General features: G+C 68.6%; 15 protein-coding genes and 1 riboswitch. Of the genes, 5 read left to right on the top strand and 10 right to left on the bottom strand.

What is annotated here, in order from left to right; translation table 11 throughout:
* Positions 1–26: 26 nt before the first annotated feature.
* Entirely contained in the window at positions 27–479 is a 453-nt protein-coding gene (locus NY1_RS12220) for a DUF350 domain-containing protein (protein ID WP_067711240.1), read from the top strand.
* A gap of 58 nt (positions 480–537) precedes the next feature.
* On the opposite strand, the gene NY1_RS12215 is transcribed toward NY1_RS12220, so the two are convergent.
* The 6 genes from NY1_RS12215 to NY1_RS12190 all read right to left on the bottom strand — a co-directional run bounded on the left by NY1_RS12215 (position 538) and on the right by NY1_RS12190 (position 4,566).
* The gene (locus tag NY1_RS12215; RefSeq protein ID WP_067711238.1) at positions 538–1,119 is read right to left on the bottom strand and encodes a dihydrofolate reductase family protein; all 582 of its coding nucleotides are present in this window, start codon (positions 1,117–1,119) and stop codon (positions 538–540) included.
* Positions 1,120–1,217: 98 nt separating this feature from the next.
* Positions 1,218–2,075 (bottom strand): bifunctional DNA-formamidopyrimidine glycosylase/DNA-(apurinic or apyrimidinic site) lyase, encoded by an 858-nt coding sequence (gene mutM / locus NY1_RS12210; RefSeq protein WP_067711236.1) that lies wholly within the window; start codon positions 2,073–2,075, stop codon positions 1,218–1,220.
* A 6-nt stretch (positions 2,076–2,081) separates the two neighbouring features.
* Complete coding sequence (rnc, locus tag NY1_RS12205; protein WP_067711234.1) at positions 2,082–2,849, bottom strand: ribonuclease III; 768 nt, start codon at positions 2,847–2,849, stop codon at positions 2,082–2,084.
* Between the two features lie 20 nt (positions 2,850–2,869).
* Positions 2,870–3,052, bottom strand: a complete 183-nt coding sequence (gene rpmF / locus NY1_RS12200; RefSeq protein ID WP_067711232.1) for a 50S ribosomal protein L32 — start codon at positions 3,050–3,052, stop codon at positions 2,870–2,872.
* Between the two features lie 2 nt (positions 3,053–3,054).
* A complete protein-coding gene (locus tag NY1_RS12195) occupies positions 3,055–3,693 on the bottom strand; it encodes a YceD family protein (RefSeq protein WP_067711230.1) in 639 nt (212 codons plus the stop codon).
* Between the two features lie 126 nt (positions 3,694–3,819).
* Positions 3,820–4,566 carry a DivIVA domain-containing protein gene (locus tag NY1_RS12190; protein WP_067711228.1) on the bottom strand — a complete coding sequence of 249 codons (747 nt, stop codon included), beginning with the start codon at positions 4,564–4,566 and terminating at the stop codon, positions 3,820–3,822.
* Positions 4,567–4,892: 326 nt separating this feature from the next.
* Here NY1_RS12190 and NY1_RS12185 point away from each other — a divergent pair, with 326 nt between their 5' ends.
* Complete coding sequence (locus NY1_RS12185; protein WP_084534880.1) at positions 4,893–5,408, top strand: GtrA family protein; 516 nt, start codon at positions 4,893–4,895, stop codon at positions 5,406–5,408.
* A gap of 125 nt (positions 5,409–5,533) precedes the next feature.
* The gene (locus tag NY1_RS12180; protein ID WP_157762164.1) at positions 5,534–6,553 is read left to right on the top strand and encodes a type IV toxin-antitoxin system AbiEi family antitoxin; all 1,020 of its coding nucleotides are present in this window, start codon (positions 5,534–5,536) and stop codon (positions 6,551–6,553) included.
* Positions 6,554–6,605: 52 nt separating this feature from the next.
* On the opposite strand, the gene coaD is transcribed toward NY1_RS12180, so the two are convergent.
* From coaD to NY1_RS12160, 4 genes are all read right to left on the bottom strand, one after another.
* On the bottom strand, positions 6,606–7,091 hold the full coding sequence (gene coaD / locus NY1_RS12175) for a pantetheine-phosphate adenylyltransferase (RefSeq protein WP_067711224.1): 486 nt from the start codon (positions 7,089–7,091) through the stop codon (positions 6,606–6,608).
* 17 nt (positions 7,092–7,108) lie between these two features.
* On the bottom strand, positions 7,109–7,672 hold the full coding sequence (gene rsmD, locus NY1_RS12170) for a 16S rRNA (guanine(966)-N(2))-methyltransferase RsmD (RefSeq protein ID WP_067711222.1): 564 nt from the start codon (positions 7,670–7,672) through the stop codon (positions 7,109–7,111).
* 64 nt (positions 7,673–7,736) lie between these two features.
* Complete coding sequence (locus tag NY1_RS12165; RefSeq protein ID WP_067711221.1) at positions 7,737–11,141, bottom strand: pyruvate carboxylase; 3,405 nt, start codon at positions 11,139–11,141, stop codon at positions 7,737–7,739.
* A 215-nt stretch (positions 11,142–11,356) separates the two neighbouring features.
* On the bottom strand, positions 11,357–12,370 hold the full coding sequence (locus NY1_RS12160; protein ID WP_233434298.1) for an AraC family transcriptional regulator: 1,014 nt from the start codon (positions 12,368–12,370) through the stop codon (positions 11,357–11,359).
* Between the two features lie 34 nt (positions 12,371–12,404).
* Between NY1_RS12160 and NY1_RS12155 the strand changes: the two genes are divergently transcribed.
* Together NY1_RS12155 and metE are read left to right on the top strand one after the other, a co-directional pair.
* Positions 12,405–12,656 (top strand): nickel-binding protein, encoded by a 252-nt coding sequence (locus NY1_RS12155; RefSeq protein ID WP_067711218.1) that lies wholly within the window; start codon positions 12,405–12,407, stop codon positions 12,654–12,656.
* A 113-nt stretch (positions 12,657–12,769) separates the two neighbouring features.
* A riboswitch (cobalamin riboswitch) is annotated at positions 12,770–12,980 on the top strand.
* Positions 12,981–13,085: 105 nt separating this feature from the next.
* Positions 13,086–15,407: a 5-methyltetrahydropteroyltriglutamate--homocysteine S-methyltransferase gene (metE, locus tag NY1_RS12150; RefSeq protein ID WP_067711216.1), complete on the top strand. Its 2,322-nt coding sequence runs from the start codon at positions 13,086–13,088 to the stop codon at positions 15,405–15,407.
* The last annotated feature ends 35 nt before the right edge of the window (positions 15,408–15,442 follow it).

Genomic DNA, 15,442 nt, shown 5'->3' with positions numbered 1-15,442 from the left:
CGACCCACCACCCTGGAGGACCAAGAATGACCACCACTCTCGCGCTCGAAGCGGGGTACTGGAGTTCGCTCGGCCGTGGCGTAGGCGCGATCCTCCTCTACGCGCTGGTGGGCCTGGTGCTCATGCTCGTCGGCTTCTTCGCCGTCGACCTCACCACGCCCGGCAGCCTGCGGAGCCTGGTCGCGCAGGGGCTGCCCAACGCGGTCGTGGTGAGCGCGGCGGGCATGCTGTCGATGGCGTTCATCGTGGTGCTGGCCATCTACTCCTCGGCGGGCAAGCTCGGCGAGGGCCTGATCGCCGCCGCCGTGTACGGCCTGGTCGGCATTGTGGCGCAGGTGGTCTCGGTGCGCGTGCTCGAGCTCGTCTTCGGCATCGATATCGGCGCCGTGCTGCACAAGCCGCAGTTCACCACCGAGGCCCTGGTCGTCGCCGCCGCGCACTTCGCCCTCGGGCTCGTGGTCGCGGTCGCCATTCTCTGAAACGAGCGCACGGCCCGCTCCCGGCCGGAGCGGGCCGCTGTTTCCTCTCCAGCCGGATTCAGCGGATCCGGCTGTACTTGATGAACGCCACGCCGTCCTCGAACACGCGGCTGGTCAGCACGCGGAAGCGGGCGGCGTCGGGCAGGCGGGCGCATTCGCCGAACAGCGGCCGCCCCTTGCCCAGCACGATCGGGTAGAGCTTCAGGAAGACCTGGTCGATCTCCGGCAGCAGCTCCTGCGCCAGCTCCCCGCCGCCGCACAGCCAGATGCCGAGCCCCTTCTCCCGCTTGAGCTCTCGCACCCGCGCCAGCGGATCGCTCGAAATGAGCTCCACATCCGACGCGGGGGCCTCGGGCAGCGTGGTGGAGACCACGAACTGCCGCAGATGCGAATAGGGGCTCGACGTTCCCGTCCGCACCCCGAAATCGTGCGTCTTGCGGCCCATGATCACGGTGTCGAAATTGTGGCTGGGTTTGTCCACCCCGAGTGCTTCGCGCACCTTGGTCGGCAGCGTCTCGGGATACTGCGCGATGATTGCCGGACCGTGATCACCCCCGACGGGGAAGAAATCCACCGAACCCTCGTCGGTAGCAATGAACCCGTCGATCGTCGCCGCGACGTAGTAGGTCAGTTTGCGCATCAGTTCCTCCGGCCGGCATCACCCGATGCCGCTGTGAAAACGGTAGCGCGTCAAGCCCTTCAGTAGGGAGGCTCCGATCGGACGTACCGGTGACCGGATCAGCCGCGCGGGCGCGGCTGGCACCTCGGGCAGGAGAACGACGAGCGGTTCATGAACTTCTCCCGCACCATGGGAGCCCCGCAGCGCCGGCACGGTTCGTGTTCGCGGCCGTAGGCGTTGAGCGAGCGCTCGAAGTAGCCGGACTGGCCGTTGACATTGACGTACAGGGCGTCGAACGAGGTGCCGCCGGCCAGCAGCGCCTCCCCCATCACGTGCTGGGTCTCGACCAGCAGGTTGTGCAGCGCGGGCTTGGTGAGCTTGGCGGCCGGGCGCTCGCCGTGGATCTTCGCCCGCCACAGCGCCTCGTCGGCGTAGATATTGCCGACGCCGGACACCACGGTCTGATCCAGTAGCAGCCGCTTGATCTCGGATTGCTTGCCGCGCAAGGTCTTCACCACGCGATCGGCGTCGAACAACGGATCCAGCGGGTCGCGGGCGATATGCGCCGCCGATTCCGGCACCCAGGTGCCGTCCACCTCGACCAGATCCGACAGCATCCAGCCGCCGAAGGTGCGCTGATCCACGAAACGCAGTTCGCTGCCGTCGTCGAGCCGAGCGATGATGTGCGCGTGCTTCTCGAGCGGAGCGTCGGCCGGCTGCACCAGCATCTGCCCGCTCATGCCCAGATGCACGACGAGTGAAGTATCGGGCTCATCGAAGGTGAGCCACAGGAACTTGCCCCGCCGATTCGCGGATTCGACACGCAGACCGGTCAGGCGGGCGGCGAGATCGTCACCGCCGAGAATATGCCGCCGCACCGAACGTTCGTGCTTGACGGCGATCGAATCGACGACGCGGCCCACCACATGTTCGGCGAGCCCGCGCCGTACGACTTCGACTTCGGGGAGTTCCGGCATCCGGCCCTAGCTCTTGGCCGAATCCGCACCCTCGGACGCGTTCTCGGCGTTCAACGCCTGATACGCAGCGCCCGCGGCTTTCTGTTCCGCTTCCTTCTTGGAGCGGCCCACCCCCTGGCCGTAACCCTTCCCGCCGATCACCGCGGTGGCGGTGAACTCCTTGTCGTGGTCGGGTCCGGTGGAGGTGATCTCGTAGGCCGGCACGCCGATGCCACGCTCGGCGGTCAGCTCCTGGAGACTGGTCTTCCAATCGAGCCCGGCGCCCATGCGGGGACCGCGCTCGAGCAGTGCGGCGAACAGCCGCAGCACCACGCTGCGGGCGACTTCGATGCCGTGCTGCAGATGCACGGCGCCCAGCAGCGATTCCATGCCGTCGGCGAGAATGCTCGGCTTGTCCCGGCCGCCGGTGAGCTCTTCGCCCTTGCCGAGCAGCAGGTGACGGCCGAGGCCGCCCTCGCCCAGCCCGCGCGCGACCTCGGCGAGCGCGTGCATGTTCACCACGCTCGCGCGCAGCTTCGCCAGCTCACCCTCGGATTTGTCGGGATGCTCCAGGTAGAGACGTTCGGTGATGCTCAGACCGAGCACCGAATCGCCCAGGAACTCCAGGCGCTCGTTGGTGGGGAGGCCACCGTTCTCATAGGCGTACGACCGGTGTGTCAGCGCCAGGCGCAACAGATCCGGTCGTACGTCTACGCCGAGCGCCTCGAGCAGGCTGGCGTGGTCTGCTGCGTCACCCACGGCGGGGATGTCGGCAGCGTCCTTGCTGGCGGTCACGTCGGTGAGAATCGGGCGGATCAGACCGCCGCGGTGACCTGACGGCCCTTGTAGGTGCCGCAGGACGGGCACGCGATGTGCGGGAGGGTCTGCTGACCGCAGGCCCGGTTCGGGCAGGTGATCAGGGTCGGCGCGGCGGCCTTCCACTGGCTACGCCGTGCGTGGGTGTTGGCACGAGACATCCGGCGCTTCGGAACGGCCACGACTAGTTCTCCTCTGAATCTGTTTCGGCTGACTGTTTTGGCAGCGTGCCATTGGCACCCGTACCAGGGGATTCGACCGCGAAATTCGCGAGCCCGGCCCAGCGAGGGTCAAGTATCTCATGGGAGTGGCCGGATTCCGCAATCGCCATCCGTATGCCGCATTCCGGGCACAGTCCCGCGCAGTCCTCCTCGCACAGCGGCTGCAGAGGCAGTTCCATGCCGACGGAGTCGATGATCACCGGTTCCAGATCGATGGTGTCCTCGATCAGGCGCGGGATCTCGTCTTCCTCGGTGGTCTGCTCGGTAGCGCTGTCCGGGTAGGCGAAAAGCTCGGTGAGCTGCAGCTCGATCTCGTCGGTGAAAGGCTCCAGGCAGCGCGTGCACTCGCCCTCGATGGGCGCGGTCACGGTGCCGGTGACGAGTACACCCTCGGATACCGACTGCAATGTCAGATCCAGCTCGACCTGCGCACCAACGGGAATCGCGACCAGATCCAGGCCGATCTTCTCCTTGGTGGTGACGGTGCGGCGCAGATCCTTCATCGATCCCGGGGCACGTCCCAGACTGCGCACATCCAGCACGAAATCCGCGTCGGTCGGTACATGACGACGACGCGAACCGGAACCGGAATCAGCGGGCATCTAGGTAATCACCTCGGGGTAAGGGTGGAATGGGCAACCGATCCAGGATACCGAAACGGTCCGGTCTCCCCCAAACCGCCCGCAGCCCGGCGTGAGCCGGGCTGCGGGGCAAAGGGTTCGGTGGCGCTAGCGGCGGAACTCGGCGGCGTAATCCGGCACGCTCGTACCGGATCGCACCTGGTGCCGGCCGCGGCCGATGATGCGCAGGGTGCTCTGCAGGGTCTCCTCGAAGTCGGCCAGCTTGCCGTCCACGTAGTCGTCGCATTCGGCGCGCAGGCGATCGGAGTCGGCCTGGGCGGTGTCGATGAGCCGGGCGGATTCGACGTGCGCGGCGCGAACCACCTCGGTCTGCGAGACCAGGCGTTCCTGTTCCGCCTTACCGTCGGCGACCGACCGGTCGTAACTGGCCTGTCCGGAGGCGACCATGCGATCGGCCTCGATGCGGGCACGGCCGGTGACGTCCTCGTATTCCTTGTTGCCGTCGGCGACCACGCGTTCGGCCTCGGCCTCGGCCGAGCTGACCAGGTGTTCGGCGTGCGCGCGGGCCTCGGCGACCATGCGATCGGCGTGCGCCTTGGCGTCGGCCAGGATGCGGTCGGCCTCGTCGCGCGCGCCCGTCACGGTGTCGTGCGCCTGCGCATTGGCGCTGCCGATGGTCGAATCGGCGGCCGTGCGGGCGTCGGTGACGATCTTGTCGCGATGGTCGAGCACGTCCTGGGCGTCGTCCAGCTCGCCGGGTAGCGCCTCGCGGACGTCGTCGAGCAGTTCGAGCACCTCACCGCGCGGCACGATGCAATTACGGGTGGGCGGAATGCCCCGCGCCTCTTCGATGATGGCCACGAGTTCGTCGAGTGCTTCGAATACCCGGTACATGCTGCTTCCCCACTCTCCTGCCGGTACTACGACTCTTCCGCCAGTGCTGTGCGGCGAGCCGCTCGCCTTGGTGCCAGTCTGCCCCGCCGCGGCCGATGGGGCCCGGTCTTATCCGGCGTGTCGGAGAGCTGTTTCACAGACCACAAAAACAACTGGAGGAAACCCCTCCAGTTAGTGTTAAATTCTTATGAGCAAGAAAGTGCTGGACCGAGGCAGCGCAGCCTCCCGCGGTTGACAGTTCGATTTGTTCAGTCAATACTGAACAAACAGAAGGAAGTGGAACGCTCTGCCGGGCTACCGCCCGACGTGTTCGATGGGAAATGACGATGGCTGTCCTGGACATCCCGCAGCGGGCCGTAATGCCGGTCCCCACCCTGGCGCACACCTACGTGTACGGCATCGAGGCCGCCCGCACCGCCGGGTCGCGCTGGTCCGGACAGCTCGGCGCGTGGCTGCGCGGCGAGGCCGCGTTCGCTCAGCTCATTCGTTTCGCCCTGGTCGGCGGCCTGTCGAACATCGGCTACCTGCTGCTGTTCTTCGCTTTCTACGGCGGCGGGCCGCAGCTGGCCAACCTGGCCGGATCCATCGTCTCGACCGCGGTCGCCAACGAACTGCACCGGCGGCTCACCTTCCACGCGGCCGGGCGGGTGCGGTGGTTCACCGCGCAGCTCGAGGGCGGCGGGCTGGCGCTGGCCGGACTGGCCATCACCGCGGGGGCGCTGGCCGTGCTGGAGAGCACCGCGCCCGGACTGACCGATATGGCGCAGGCCGCGGCGGTGCTCGCGGTGACGGCGGCGGTCGGCACCCTGCGCTTCCTGACCCTGCGGCTGTGGGTCTTCTGATTCCTTCCTGATACACCCCCGGAACTCCTCTCCCGATTCATCGGAACCGTTCGCGGCAGCGCCGCGTCCAAGCACGTAACGGATCCGATCCAGGAGAGGAGTTTCCTTATGCTGCGAGGACGCGGATGCCTTGGGGGACGGCGGGATACGTCCGGCCCCAGACCACCACGCCCGGCCCGCGGGTGCGCGACGGCGGCCCGGACCGGCAGGCGGCCCGGCCGCCCGGACAAGGCGGCCGAATGACCGGTTGTTCGTCGAAGATCCTGGCCCGCAAGCTCACCGACGGCTGTCACACCCCCGCGGTGCACAGCCGGCGCGAGCACCATCGGCTGCTGATCGACGCGGTGCTACCCGAAATGCCGGGCCAGTCCATCGTCAGCCATCAATCGGCGGCCGTGGTCTACGGCACCGCCCTCTGGCGCACCCCGCTGGAGCGAGTCTGCCTGACCCGCAATCGCCGTGGCGGCGGCCGGGTGCGTCCCTTCACCAAAGTCCATGGCTCCCCGGTCGATTCGGCCGCCGAGGTGGACGGCCTGCTGGTCACCACCCCCGCCCGCACCGTCGTGGATCTGGCGCTGTCGCTGCCGTTCGAGGCGGCCGTGGTGGCCGGTGACGCCTTGGCGGGCATGTTCGGCCTGACCCCGGAATCCCTCGCCGAGGAGGTCGACCGCGCCCGCTGCCGGCACGGTATCGCCCAGGCCCGGCGGGTCACCGAACTGCTCGACGGTCGCAGCCAGAGCCTGGGGGAATCCCTGAGCCGCCTCATGATTCACCGTCTCGGCCTACCGGCCCCGCGCACCCAGGGCAATGTGCACACCCCCGACGGCCGTTTCGTGGCGCAGGTCGACTTCTACTACGAAAACGCCGGCGTGCTCTGCGAATTCGACGGCACCGCCAAGTACGGCCGGCTGCTGCGCCCCGGCATGGACCCCGCCGAACTCGCCCACCGCGAGCAGGTCCGCGAAACCTACCTGCGCGCACTCGGTTTCGACGTGGTCCGCTGGACCTGGAAGGACCTGCTCGCCAATACCGCCGGCGCCCGCCTGTCCGCCGCCCTGGCTCGCGGCCACCGCCGCCGCCCCGAGGGCCGCATCATCCCCGCCGCCGCGCCGCCACCCCGCCGAATCCCCGTCCGCCCCTTGTGAAAACGACGGTGGGCGCGCCCCTGCGGCACGCCCACCGTCATCTCACCTCATGTCATTTACGCCGTTCCGCGATCCGCTCCACCAGTCGCTTGTGCACGGCCGGCGGCAGCAGATCGGCGATATCCCCGCCGTACGCCGCCACCTCCTTCACCAGCGAACTCGACACGAACCCGAACAGCGGATTGGTGGCGATGAAGAACGTGTCCACCCCCGTCAGCTTCCGATTCATCTGCGCCATCTGCAGCTCGTACCCGAAGTCGGTAGCGTCCCGCAGCCCCTTCACGATCGCCGTGATCCCCTCCTGCTTGGCGAAGTCCACCAGCAACCCCCGCCAGGACTCCACCCGCACATTGGGAAGATGAGCCGTAACCTCCCGGATCATCTCCATCCGCTCGTCAATCGTGAACATCCCCTGCTTGTTCGGATTGACCACCACCGTCACCACAACCTCATCGAACTGCGCGGCCGCCCGCGCAATCACATCGAGATGTCCATTGGTCACCGGGTCGAACGACCCCGGGCACAGTGCTCCAGCCATGGCCGAACGCTACAACATCAGCCGGGCAGGTATTCGGCCAGATCGATGCGGGTCTCGCCGTAGTCGCGAGACTTCGCGGGGGTGAAGCCCGAGGGCCAGTCGATTGCCGGTGAGCGGGTGGAGCGTTCGACGATGACGAGGGTTTCGTCGTGCAGCCAGCCGTTGTCGGCGAGGGCTTGCAGGTCGGTGTGGACGGCCTCGACCTCCAGGGCGTACGGGGGGTCGGAGAAGACCAGGTCGTAGGGTTCGCCGGCCGGTTTGGCGGACAGCACGGAAGCGACGGGGCTCATGCGGAGTTCGGCGCCGGGGAGGGACAGGTCGGCGATGTTGCCTTTGATGACGGCGGCGGCCTTGCGGTCGGATTCGATCATCAGGGCGTGGGAGGCGCCGCGGGAGAGGGCTTCCAGGGCCAGGGCGCCGGAGCCGGCGTAGAGGTCGAGGACGCGGAGGTCGTCGAAGTCCATGCGGGCGTGGACGAGGCTGAAGAGGGCCTCGCGGACGCGGTCGGAGGTGGGGCGGGTGCCGGCGGGCGGGACGCGCAGGCGGCGGCCGCCCGCCGTGCCCGCGACGATGCGGGTCATCGGGTGACCGCCCGGGCGTGGCCCGGCTGCTGCCGGGCCACGCTGGGATGCCATGCGGTGCGGGTCATTCGGCGGCGGCCTCGGTGAGGCTGACCTCTACCAGCAGGTCGCCGCCTTCGACCTGCTGCACCTTGCCGATGGCGACGCGGCGCACGGTGCCGGCGCGGGGTGCGGTGATGGCGGCTTCCATCTTCATGGCCTCGATGGTGCCGATGGTGTCGCCCGCCGACACCGCATCGCCTTCGGCGACGGCGAGGGTGACCACGCCGGCGAAGGGGGCGGCGATATGACCGGCATTGGTCTTGTCGGCCTTCTCGGCGGCGGGGATCTCGCTGGCGATGGAGCGGTCGCGCACCGTGATCGGGCGCAACTGGCCGTTGAGAATGCACATCACCGTGCGCATACCGCGTTCGTCCGGTTCGGAGATGGCTTCCAGGCCGATGAGCAGCGTGACGCCCTTCTCCAGCTGGACGCGGTGCTCTTCGTCGTGGCGCAGGCCGTAGAAGAACTGGTTGGCGGACAGGCCGGTGGTGTCGCCGTACTTCTCGCGGTGAGCCAGGAATTCCGCGGTCGGGCCGGGGAAGAGCAGGCGGTTGAGGGTGGCGCGGCGCTCGGCCGAGCTGCCGCCCAGGCCCTTCTCGTCCTCGGCGGTGAGCTGGGTTTCCGGCTTGGCGGGACCGCGACCGGCGAGGGCGCGGCTGCGGAAGGGCTCGGGCCAGCCGCCGGCGGGGGTGCCGAGTTCGCCGCGCAGGAAACCGATCACCGAATCGGGGATGTCGTAGCGGCCGGGATCGGAGGCGAAGTCCTCGACGTCGACGCCGGTGCCGACCAGAGCCAGGGCCAGATCGCCGACGACCTTGGAGGACGGGGTGACCTTGACCAGGCGGCCCAGGAGCCGGTCCGCCGCAGCGTATTTCGACTCGACCTCTTCGAACTGATCGCCCAGTCCCAGCGCGATGGCCTGCTGGCGCAGGTTCGAGAGCTGACCGCCGGGGATCTCGTGGTGGTAGACGCGCCCGGTCGGGCCGGGCAGCCCGGATTCGAAGGGGCCGTAGACCTTTCGCAGCGCCTCCCAGTACGGCTCCAGATCGCACACGTTCTGCAGATTCAGTCCGGTGTCGTGCGGCGAATTGGCCGCCGCCGCAACGATTGCCGAGAGCGCGGGCTGAGAAGTGGTGCCCGCCATGGGCGCCGACGCGCCGTCCACCGCATCCGCACCGGCCTGCCAGGCGGCGAGGTAGGTGGCCAGCTGCCCGCCGGGAGTGTCGTGGGTGTGCACGTGCACCGGCAGCTCGAATTCGCTGCGCAGCGCCGTGACCAGCGTGTGCGCGGCGGGCGCGCGCAGCAGGCCCGCCATGTCCTTGATGCCGATGACGTGCGCCCCGGCCTCGACGATCTGCTCGGCCAGCTTGAGGTAGTAGTCGAGGGTGTAGAGGTTCTCGTTCGGGTTCGACAGATCGCCGGTGTAGCTCATGGCGACTTCCGCTACCGCCGTGCCGGTTTCGCGCACGGCGTCGATGGCGGGCCGCATCTGATCGACATTGTTCAGCGCGTCGAAGATCCGGAAGATGTCGATACCGGTCGCGGTGGCCTCGGAAACGAAAGCGCGCGTGACCTTTTCGGGATACGGCGTGTATCCGACGGTATTGCGCCCGCGCAGCAGCATCTGCAGGTTGATGTTCGGCACCGCTTCGCGCAGCGCGGCCAGCCGCTCCCACGGATCCTCGAACAGGAACCGCAGCGCCACGTCATAGGTTGCGCCGCCCCAGCATTCGATGGACAGCAGTTCCGGCGTCATCCGCGCCACATGCCCGGCCACGTCCAGCAGGCCGTTGGTGCGCACCCGGGTGGCGAGCAGTGACTGGTGCGCGTCGCGGAAGGTGGTGTCGGTGACGGCCACGCCCTTGCGATCGCGCAGCCAGCGCGCGAACCCTTCCGGGCCGAGCTCCAGCAGCGTCTGCCGCGATCCGGCCGGCGGCGGCTGGGTCATATCGAGCGCGGGCAGCTTGTCGTGCGGGTACACCTTGGTGGGCCGGGTGCCGTGCGGCTTGTTGACCGTCACGTCGGCCAGATACTGCAGGATCTTGGTGCCGCGGTCTGCGGAGCTCTTCAGCGTGAGCAGCTGCGGCCGCTCGTCGATGAACGAGGTGGTGACCCGCCCGGCCCGGAAGTCCGGATCGTCCAGCACCGCCAGCAGGAACGGAATATTGGTCGTCACGCCACGAATACGGAATTCGGCGACGGCCCGGCGGGCGCGCGCGATGGCGGTGGCGAAGTCGCGCCCGCGGCAGGTGAGCTTGACCAGCATGGAGTCGAAGTAGGCCCCGACCTCCGCGCCGACGTTCGCGCCGCCGTCCAGGCGCACGCCCGCGCCGCCGGGCGACCGGTAGCCGGTGATGCGGCCGGTGTCGGGCCGGAAACCGTTGGCCGGGTCCTCGGTGGTGATGCGGCACTGCAGCGCGGCGCCCCGGATGTGGATCGAATCCTGGCTCAGGCCCAGGTCCTCCAGGGTCTCCCCGCCCGCGATGCGCATCTGCGACTGCACCAGGTCCACATCGGTGATCTCCTCGGTCACCGTGTGCTCGACCTGGATGCGCGGATTCATCTCGATGAACACATGATTGCCGCGCTCGTCGAGCAGGAACTCCACGGTGCCCGCGCACGAGTACCCGATCTGCTTGGCGAAGGCCACCGCGTCGGCGCAGATGCGGTCGCGCAGTGCGGGATCCAGGTTCGGCGCGGGCGCGAGCTCGATCACCTTCTGGTGCCGCCGCTGCAGCGAGCAGTCGCGCTCGTACAGGTGGATGACATTGCCCTGCTGGTCGGCGAGGATCTGCACCTCGATGTGGCGGGGGTTGACCACCGCCTGCTCCAGGAACACGGTGGCGTCGCCGAACGCCGATTCGGCTTCGCGCGCCGCGGCTTCGATGGCCTCGCGCAGCTGCGCCCGGTCCGCGACCCGGCGCATACCGCGCCCGCCGCCGCCCGCGACGGCTTTCACGAAGACCGGGAACTCCATCTGCTCCGAGGCCGCCATCAGCTCGTCCACATTCGCGGACGGTTCGCTGGAGTTCAGCACCGGCAGTCCGGCGGCCTTGGCGGCGGCGATGGCGCGCGCCTTGTTACCGGTCAGCTCCAGCACCTGGGCGGACGGCCCGATGAAGGTGATGCCTTCGCGCGCACAGGCCGCGGCCAGGTCCGGGTTCTCGGAAAGAAAACCGTAACCGGGGTAGACGGCATCGGCGCCGGCCGACTTGGCCGCGTTGATGATCTCCTCGATGGACAGATACGCCCGGACGGGGTGCCCGGGCGTTCCGATCTGATATGCCTCGTCGGCCTTGAGCCGATGCACGGAGTTGCGATCCTCGTACGGGAAGACCGCCACCGTTCCGATGCCGAGTTCGTAGGCTGCACGAAATGCGCGAATGGCGATTTCACTGCGGTTGGCGACCAGGACTTTGGAGAACATTCGCCTAAGGTACCTGCCTCCGCATCTCGTTCGGGCATCGAAGTCCCGTTCGCAGCAATCTTCACAGTCACACCGGGGTAGTTTGCGAATTTGTGTTAATCACCCGGACACATGCCTGCCGGTGAGCACTGTGCTCGAGACGGCCGCGCATTCGCCACCCTGCTAAGCCGCCCGAGTCGGCGGTCCGGCCTGAAACAGCTGCGAGACCGCGGGATTCACGAGGCCCGGCGCGCATTCCGCCACGCCGAGGGTGACGTGCCGGTTTCACGTTTGAATGCCCGGCTGAACGCTTCTTCGGCGTCATAGCCCACCCGCCGCGCCACCGCGGCGACCGACAAGTCGGTATCTCCGAGTAGTTCGCCCGCCACCCGCATCCGCCATTCGGTGAGATACCGGATCGGCGGCCGCCCGAGCACCGTGCGAAATCGCAAGTCCAGCAGCGACCGCGAGACCGCCACCGCGTCCGCGAGCTCCGCCACCGTCCATTTCCGCTCCGGACACCGATGTAGCTGGCCGAGTGCCGGACCCAGGATCGGATCGTGCAACGCCGCGAACCAGCCGTGCGCGGGCAGCGGATGCGAGGTCAGATACAGCCGCAGCACCTCCACCAGCATCAGTTCTGGCAGTCGGCTCGCGGCCGCGCCGCCGTGCACCCCGGCCACCTGGTTCAGCGAGTATTCGATGCTGGCCCGCACCCATGCGGCCGCGGTCGCGTCCGGCCGCACCACGAAAACCGGTGGCAGCGCCCGCAATCCGGCGTCGAAGAGCGGATCGGCGCTGGAGAGGTACCCGCACACCACATCGGTGCGCGCCCCGTCGCGCCCGTGCCGCAGCACCGGCATGGTCTGCCAGGGCGGCGGAATCAGGAACACCGACAGCGGCACCACGTCCGCCTCGTCCGTCCCGCCCATGCGGTGCTGGTCCCCGTAGGGCAGCACGATCACGTCTCCCGCTCGCGCCCAGAGCTTCTCGCCGTCGCCGACCTGGATCCAGCACGCGCCGGTCGCCACCACGTGGAAGAGGATCACCCGGTCCGATCCGGCGCGCAGCGCCCGCGCGGTGCTGACGCAGTCCATCGATTCGTAGGCCCACGGCTCCCGGTACTCGGCCCGCAGGAAGATCGCCCCCGCCAGCCGCAGCCGCGCCAGCACCGCGTCCACCGAACCGTTCGTGGCGTCCCGGTCAACCATTGCGGTGCCCGGATCATGGCTCGAATCTGCGCTGCTCACAACACTGATGGTGGCACAAACGGAAAGGACCGCCATGCCCCTCTTCATGGATATTCACCACCTCCCCGAACCGGTCGATCCGGCCGCGGCGGCCGAGGCGCACGCCGCCGATCTGGCCGTGCAGGGCGCGCACGGGGTGGACTATCAGCGCTATTGGCTGGATCCGGCCGGTACCCGGATCTTCTGCCTGGTCGAGGCCCCCGACGCCGAGACGGCCGCCCTGGTGCATCGTGAATCGCACGGCCTGGTGGCCGATGAGATCCACGAGGTGATCGAAGGCAAGTGAGGCCCGCCGCGCCGCGCACGAGCCGGGTGCGTGGCGCAATCGGGTTGCGAATGGCCTTATGCTTATGAGCGCAGTCGGTTCGCCCGGCGCGGCCGCGGAAGCCTCCGCCCGGCGCGCTCGGCGTCGAAACCGGTTCCCCGCCAAGCGGTTCGGATCGGTTAGAGGGAATCCGGTGTGAATCCGGAACTGTCCCGCAGCGGTATGCAGGAACGACCGCCGTCATACGCACTGGGTGAGCCCACCTGGGAAGCGACGGCCAGTAGGTCGGCCCATCGGAGGCCGGTGCCCGCGAGTCCGAATACCTGCCGAATGTGCCGGATACGCCGTATCCGGCGGTCTCCGCCTCGTGGATTGGGTGGACGGACCGGTGGTGTTCCCTCGTGCCGGTGTACGCCGGTGTCTTCGGGGTACCCGGGTTCGTGCACGCCTATGGCGGTGGCCCGTGGTTTCGGAACACTGGAGACGACACCTGTGACCAACACTTCGCCTTTCACCGCGACGGTTCTCGGCCTGCCTCGCATCGGCCCGAACCGGGAGTTGAAGCGCGCGATCGAGTCCTATTGGGCGGGGCGGATCGGCGCGGAGGAGCTGCGTTCGATCGGCCGGACGCTGCGCACCGAGCAGCTGCTGGCGGCGACCGCGGCGGGACTGGATTCGGTGCCGGTGGGCACCTTCTCCCACTACGACCAGATGCTCGATACCGCCGTCATGTTCGGGGCGCTGCCGCCGCGCGTGGCCGGTATCGCCGATCCGCTGGACCGGTATTTCGCCGCCGCGCGCGGTACCGACACCGTCGAGCCCCTGGAGATGACCAAATGGTTCGACACCAACTACCACTACCTGGTGCCGGAGCTGGGTGCGCACACCGACTTCGCGCTGCACCCGGACAAGCTGCTGGACGAGCTGCGCGAGGCCATGGCGCTGGGCGTTCCCGCCCGGCCGGTGGTGATCGGCCCGCTGACCTTCCTGAAGCTGGCCAAGGACGCCGAGGGCGATCCGCTGGCCCGCATCGACGCCCTGCTGCCGCTGTATCGGGAGTTGTTGCGCCGCTTGGCCGATGCGGGCGCGCGCTGGGTGCAGATCGACGAACCGATCCTGGTCACCGATCTCACCCGCGATGAACTGGCCTTGGTCGAGCGGGTCTATCAGGACCTGTCCGCCACCGACGACCGGCCCGCCATCCTGGTCGCCACCTACTTCGGGCATTCCGGTGCGGCGCTGCCCGCGCTCGCCGCCACCGGAATCGAAGGCGTCGCACTGGATTTCACCTCCGGCACCACCCCGGACTCTGCGACCACGGTCGAGGATGTGGCGGCGGTTCCGGCGCTGACGGGCAAGCTCGTGGTGGCGGGCGTGGTCGACGGCCGCAATGTGTGGCGCACCGACCTCGATCGCGCCCTGACCACCCTCGGCACTCTGCTCGGCAGCACCGGCGCGCTGGTGGTCTCCACCTCCAGTTCCCTGCTGCACGTGCCGTATTCGCTGGATTCCGAACCCGCCGCCGATGCGGCCCTGCGCTCCTGGCTGGCCTTCGGCGCGGAGAAGGTGGTCGAGGTGCGCGTGCTCGCGACCGCCCTGCACGAGGGCCCCGACGCCGTGGCCACCGAACTGTCCGCCGCCCGGGACGCTCTCGCCGCCCGCGGCCGGGATCCCCGCCTGCGCAATGACACGGTCCGCGCCCGCCTGGCCACGCTCGGCCCGGAGGCCGCCCGCCGCACCGATGCCGCGGAACGCCGTGCCCTGCAACGCGATCGCCTCGATCTCCCGCTGCTGCCGACCACCACCATCGGTTCGTATCCGCAGACCCCGTCCATCCGCAAGGACCGCGCGGCCATGGCCAAGGGCGACATCACCCCCGACCAATACCGCGAGCGCATGCGCGCCGAAATCGCCGATGTCATCGCCTTGCAGGAGAAACTGGGCCTCGACGTCCTCGTGCACGGCGAACCCGAACGCAACGACATGGTGCAGTACTTCGCCGAACAACTCGACGGCTTCTTCGCCACCGCCAACGGCTGGGTGCAGTCCTACGGCACCCGCTGCGTCCGCCCGCCGATCCTGTACGGCGATGTGGCGCGGCCGAATCCGATGACGGTGGAATGGATCGCCTACGCGCAGTCGCTCACCGGCAAGCCGGTCAAGGGCATGCTCACCGGCCCCGTCACCATCCTGGCCTGGTCCTTCGTCCGCGACGATCAGCCGATCGCCGACACCGCCCGCCAGGTGGCCCTCGCCATCCGCGACGAAACCCTGGACCTGCAGGCGGCGGGCATCCGCATCGTGCAGGTGGACGAGCCCGCCCTGCGCGAGCTGCTGCCGCTGCGCTCCGAAGCCAAGGCCCGCTACCTGGATTGGGCCGTCGGCGCGTTCCGGCTGGCCACCGCCGGCGTCTCGGACGCCACCCAGATCCACACCCACCTGTGCTATTCGGAGTTCGGTGAGGTGATCGACGCCATCGCCGCCCTGGACGCGGACGTGACGTCGATCGAGGCGGCGCGCTCGCACATGGAGGTCCTGGACGACCTCAATGCGGCGGGCTTCGCCCTGGGCGTCGGTCCCGGCGTGTACGACATCCACTCGCCCCGGGTGCCGAGTACGGAGGAGATCACCTCTTCGCTCGCCGAGGCATTGAAAGCCGTTCCCGCCGAACGGCTCTGGGTGAATCCGGACTGCGGTCTGAAGACCCGCGGCCCGGCCGAGGTGGAAGCCGCGCTGCGCAATATGGTCGCCGCGGCGGTCGCGCTTCGCTGATGCCGAAAGGCCCGCGATCGCTGCGATCGCGGGCC

Source organism: Nocardia yamanashiensis NBRC 100130 (assembly GCF_001613325.1).
In the GTDB taxonomy this organism is placed as follows: Bacteria; Actinomycetota; Actinomycetes; order Mycobacteriales; family Mycobacteriaceae; genus Nocardia; species Nocardia yamanashiensis.
This window is presented reverse-complemented; position numbering and strand designations above follow the sequence as displayed.

Coding starts and splice junctions, on each gene's coding strand:
- NY1_RS12220 (WP_067711240.1), top strand. CDS start 27: ATGACCACCACTCTCGCGCTCGAAGCGGGGTACTGGAGTTCGCTCGGC.
- NY1_RS12215 (WP_067711238.1), bottom strand. CDS start 1,119: ATGCGCAAACTGACCTACTACGTCGCGGCGACGATCGACGGGTTCATT.
- mutM (WP_067711236.1), bottom strand. CDS start 2,075: ATGCCGGAACTCCCCGAAGTCGAAGTCGTACGGCGCGGGCTCGCCGAA.
- NY1_RS12195 (WP_067711230.1), bottom strand. CDS start 3,693: ATGCCCGCTGATTCCGGTTCCGGTTCGCGTCGTCGTCATGTACCGACC.
- NY1_RS12190 (WP_067711228.1), bottom strand. CDS start 4,566: ATGTACCGGGTATTCGAAGCACTCGACGAACTCGTGGCCATCATCGAA.
- NY1_RS12185 (WP_084534880.1), top strand. CDS start 4,893: ATGGCTGTCCTGGACATCCCGCAGCGGGCCGTAATGCCGGTCCCCACC.
- NY1_RS12180 (WP_157762164.1), top strand. CDS start 5,534: ATGCCTTGGGGGACGGCGGGATACGTCCGGCCCCAGACCACCACGCCC.
- coaD (WP_067711224.1), bottom strand. CDS start 7,091: ATGGCTGGAGCACTGTGCCCGGGGTCGTTCGACCCGGTGACCAATGGA.
- rsmD (WP_067711222.1), bottom strand. CDS start 7,672: ATGACCCGCATCGTCGCGGGCACGGCGGGCGGCCGCCGCCTGCGCGTC.
- NY1_RS12165 (WP_067711221.1), bottom strand. CDS start 11,141: ATGTTCTCCAAAGTCCTGGTCGCCAACCGCAGTGAAATCGCCATTCGC.
- NY1_RS12155 (WP_067711218.1), top strand. CDS start 12,405: ATGCCCCTCTTCATGGATATTCACCACCTCCCCGAACCGGTCGATCCG.
- metE (WP_067711216.1), top strand. CDS start 13,086: ATGGCGGTGGCCCGTGGTTTCGGAACACTGGAGACGACACCTGTGACC.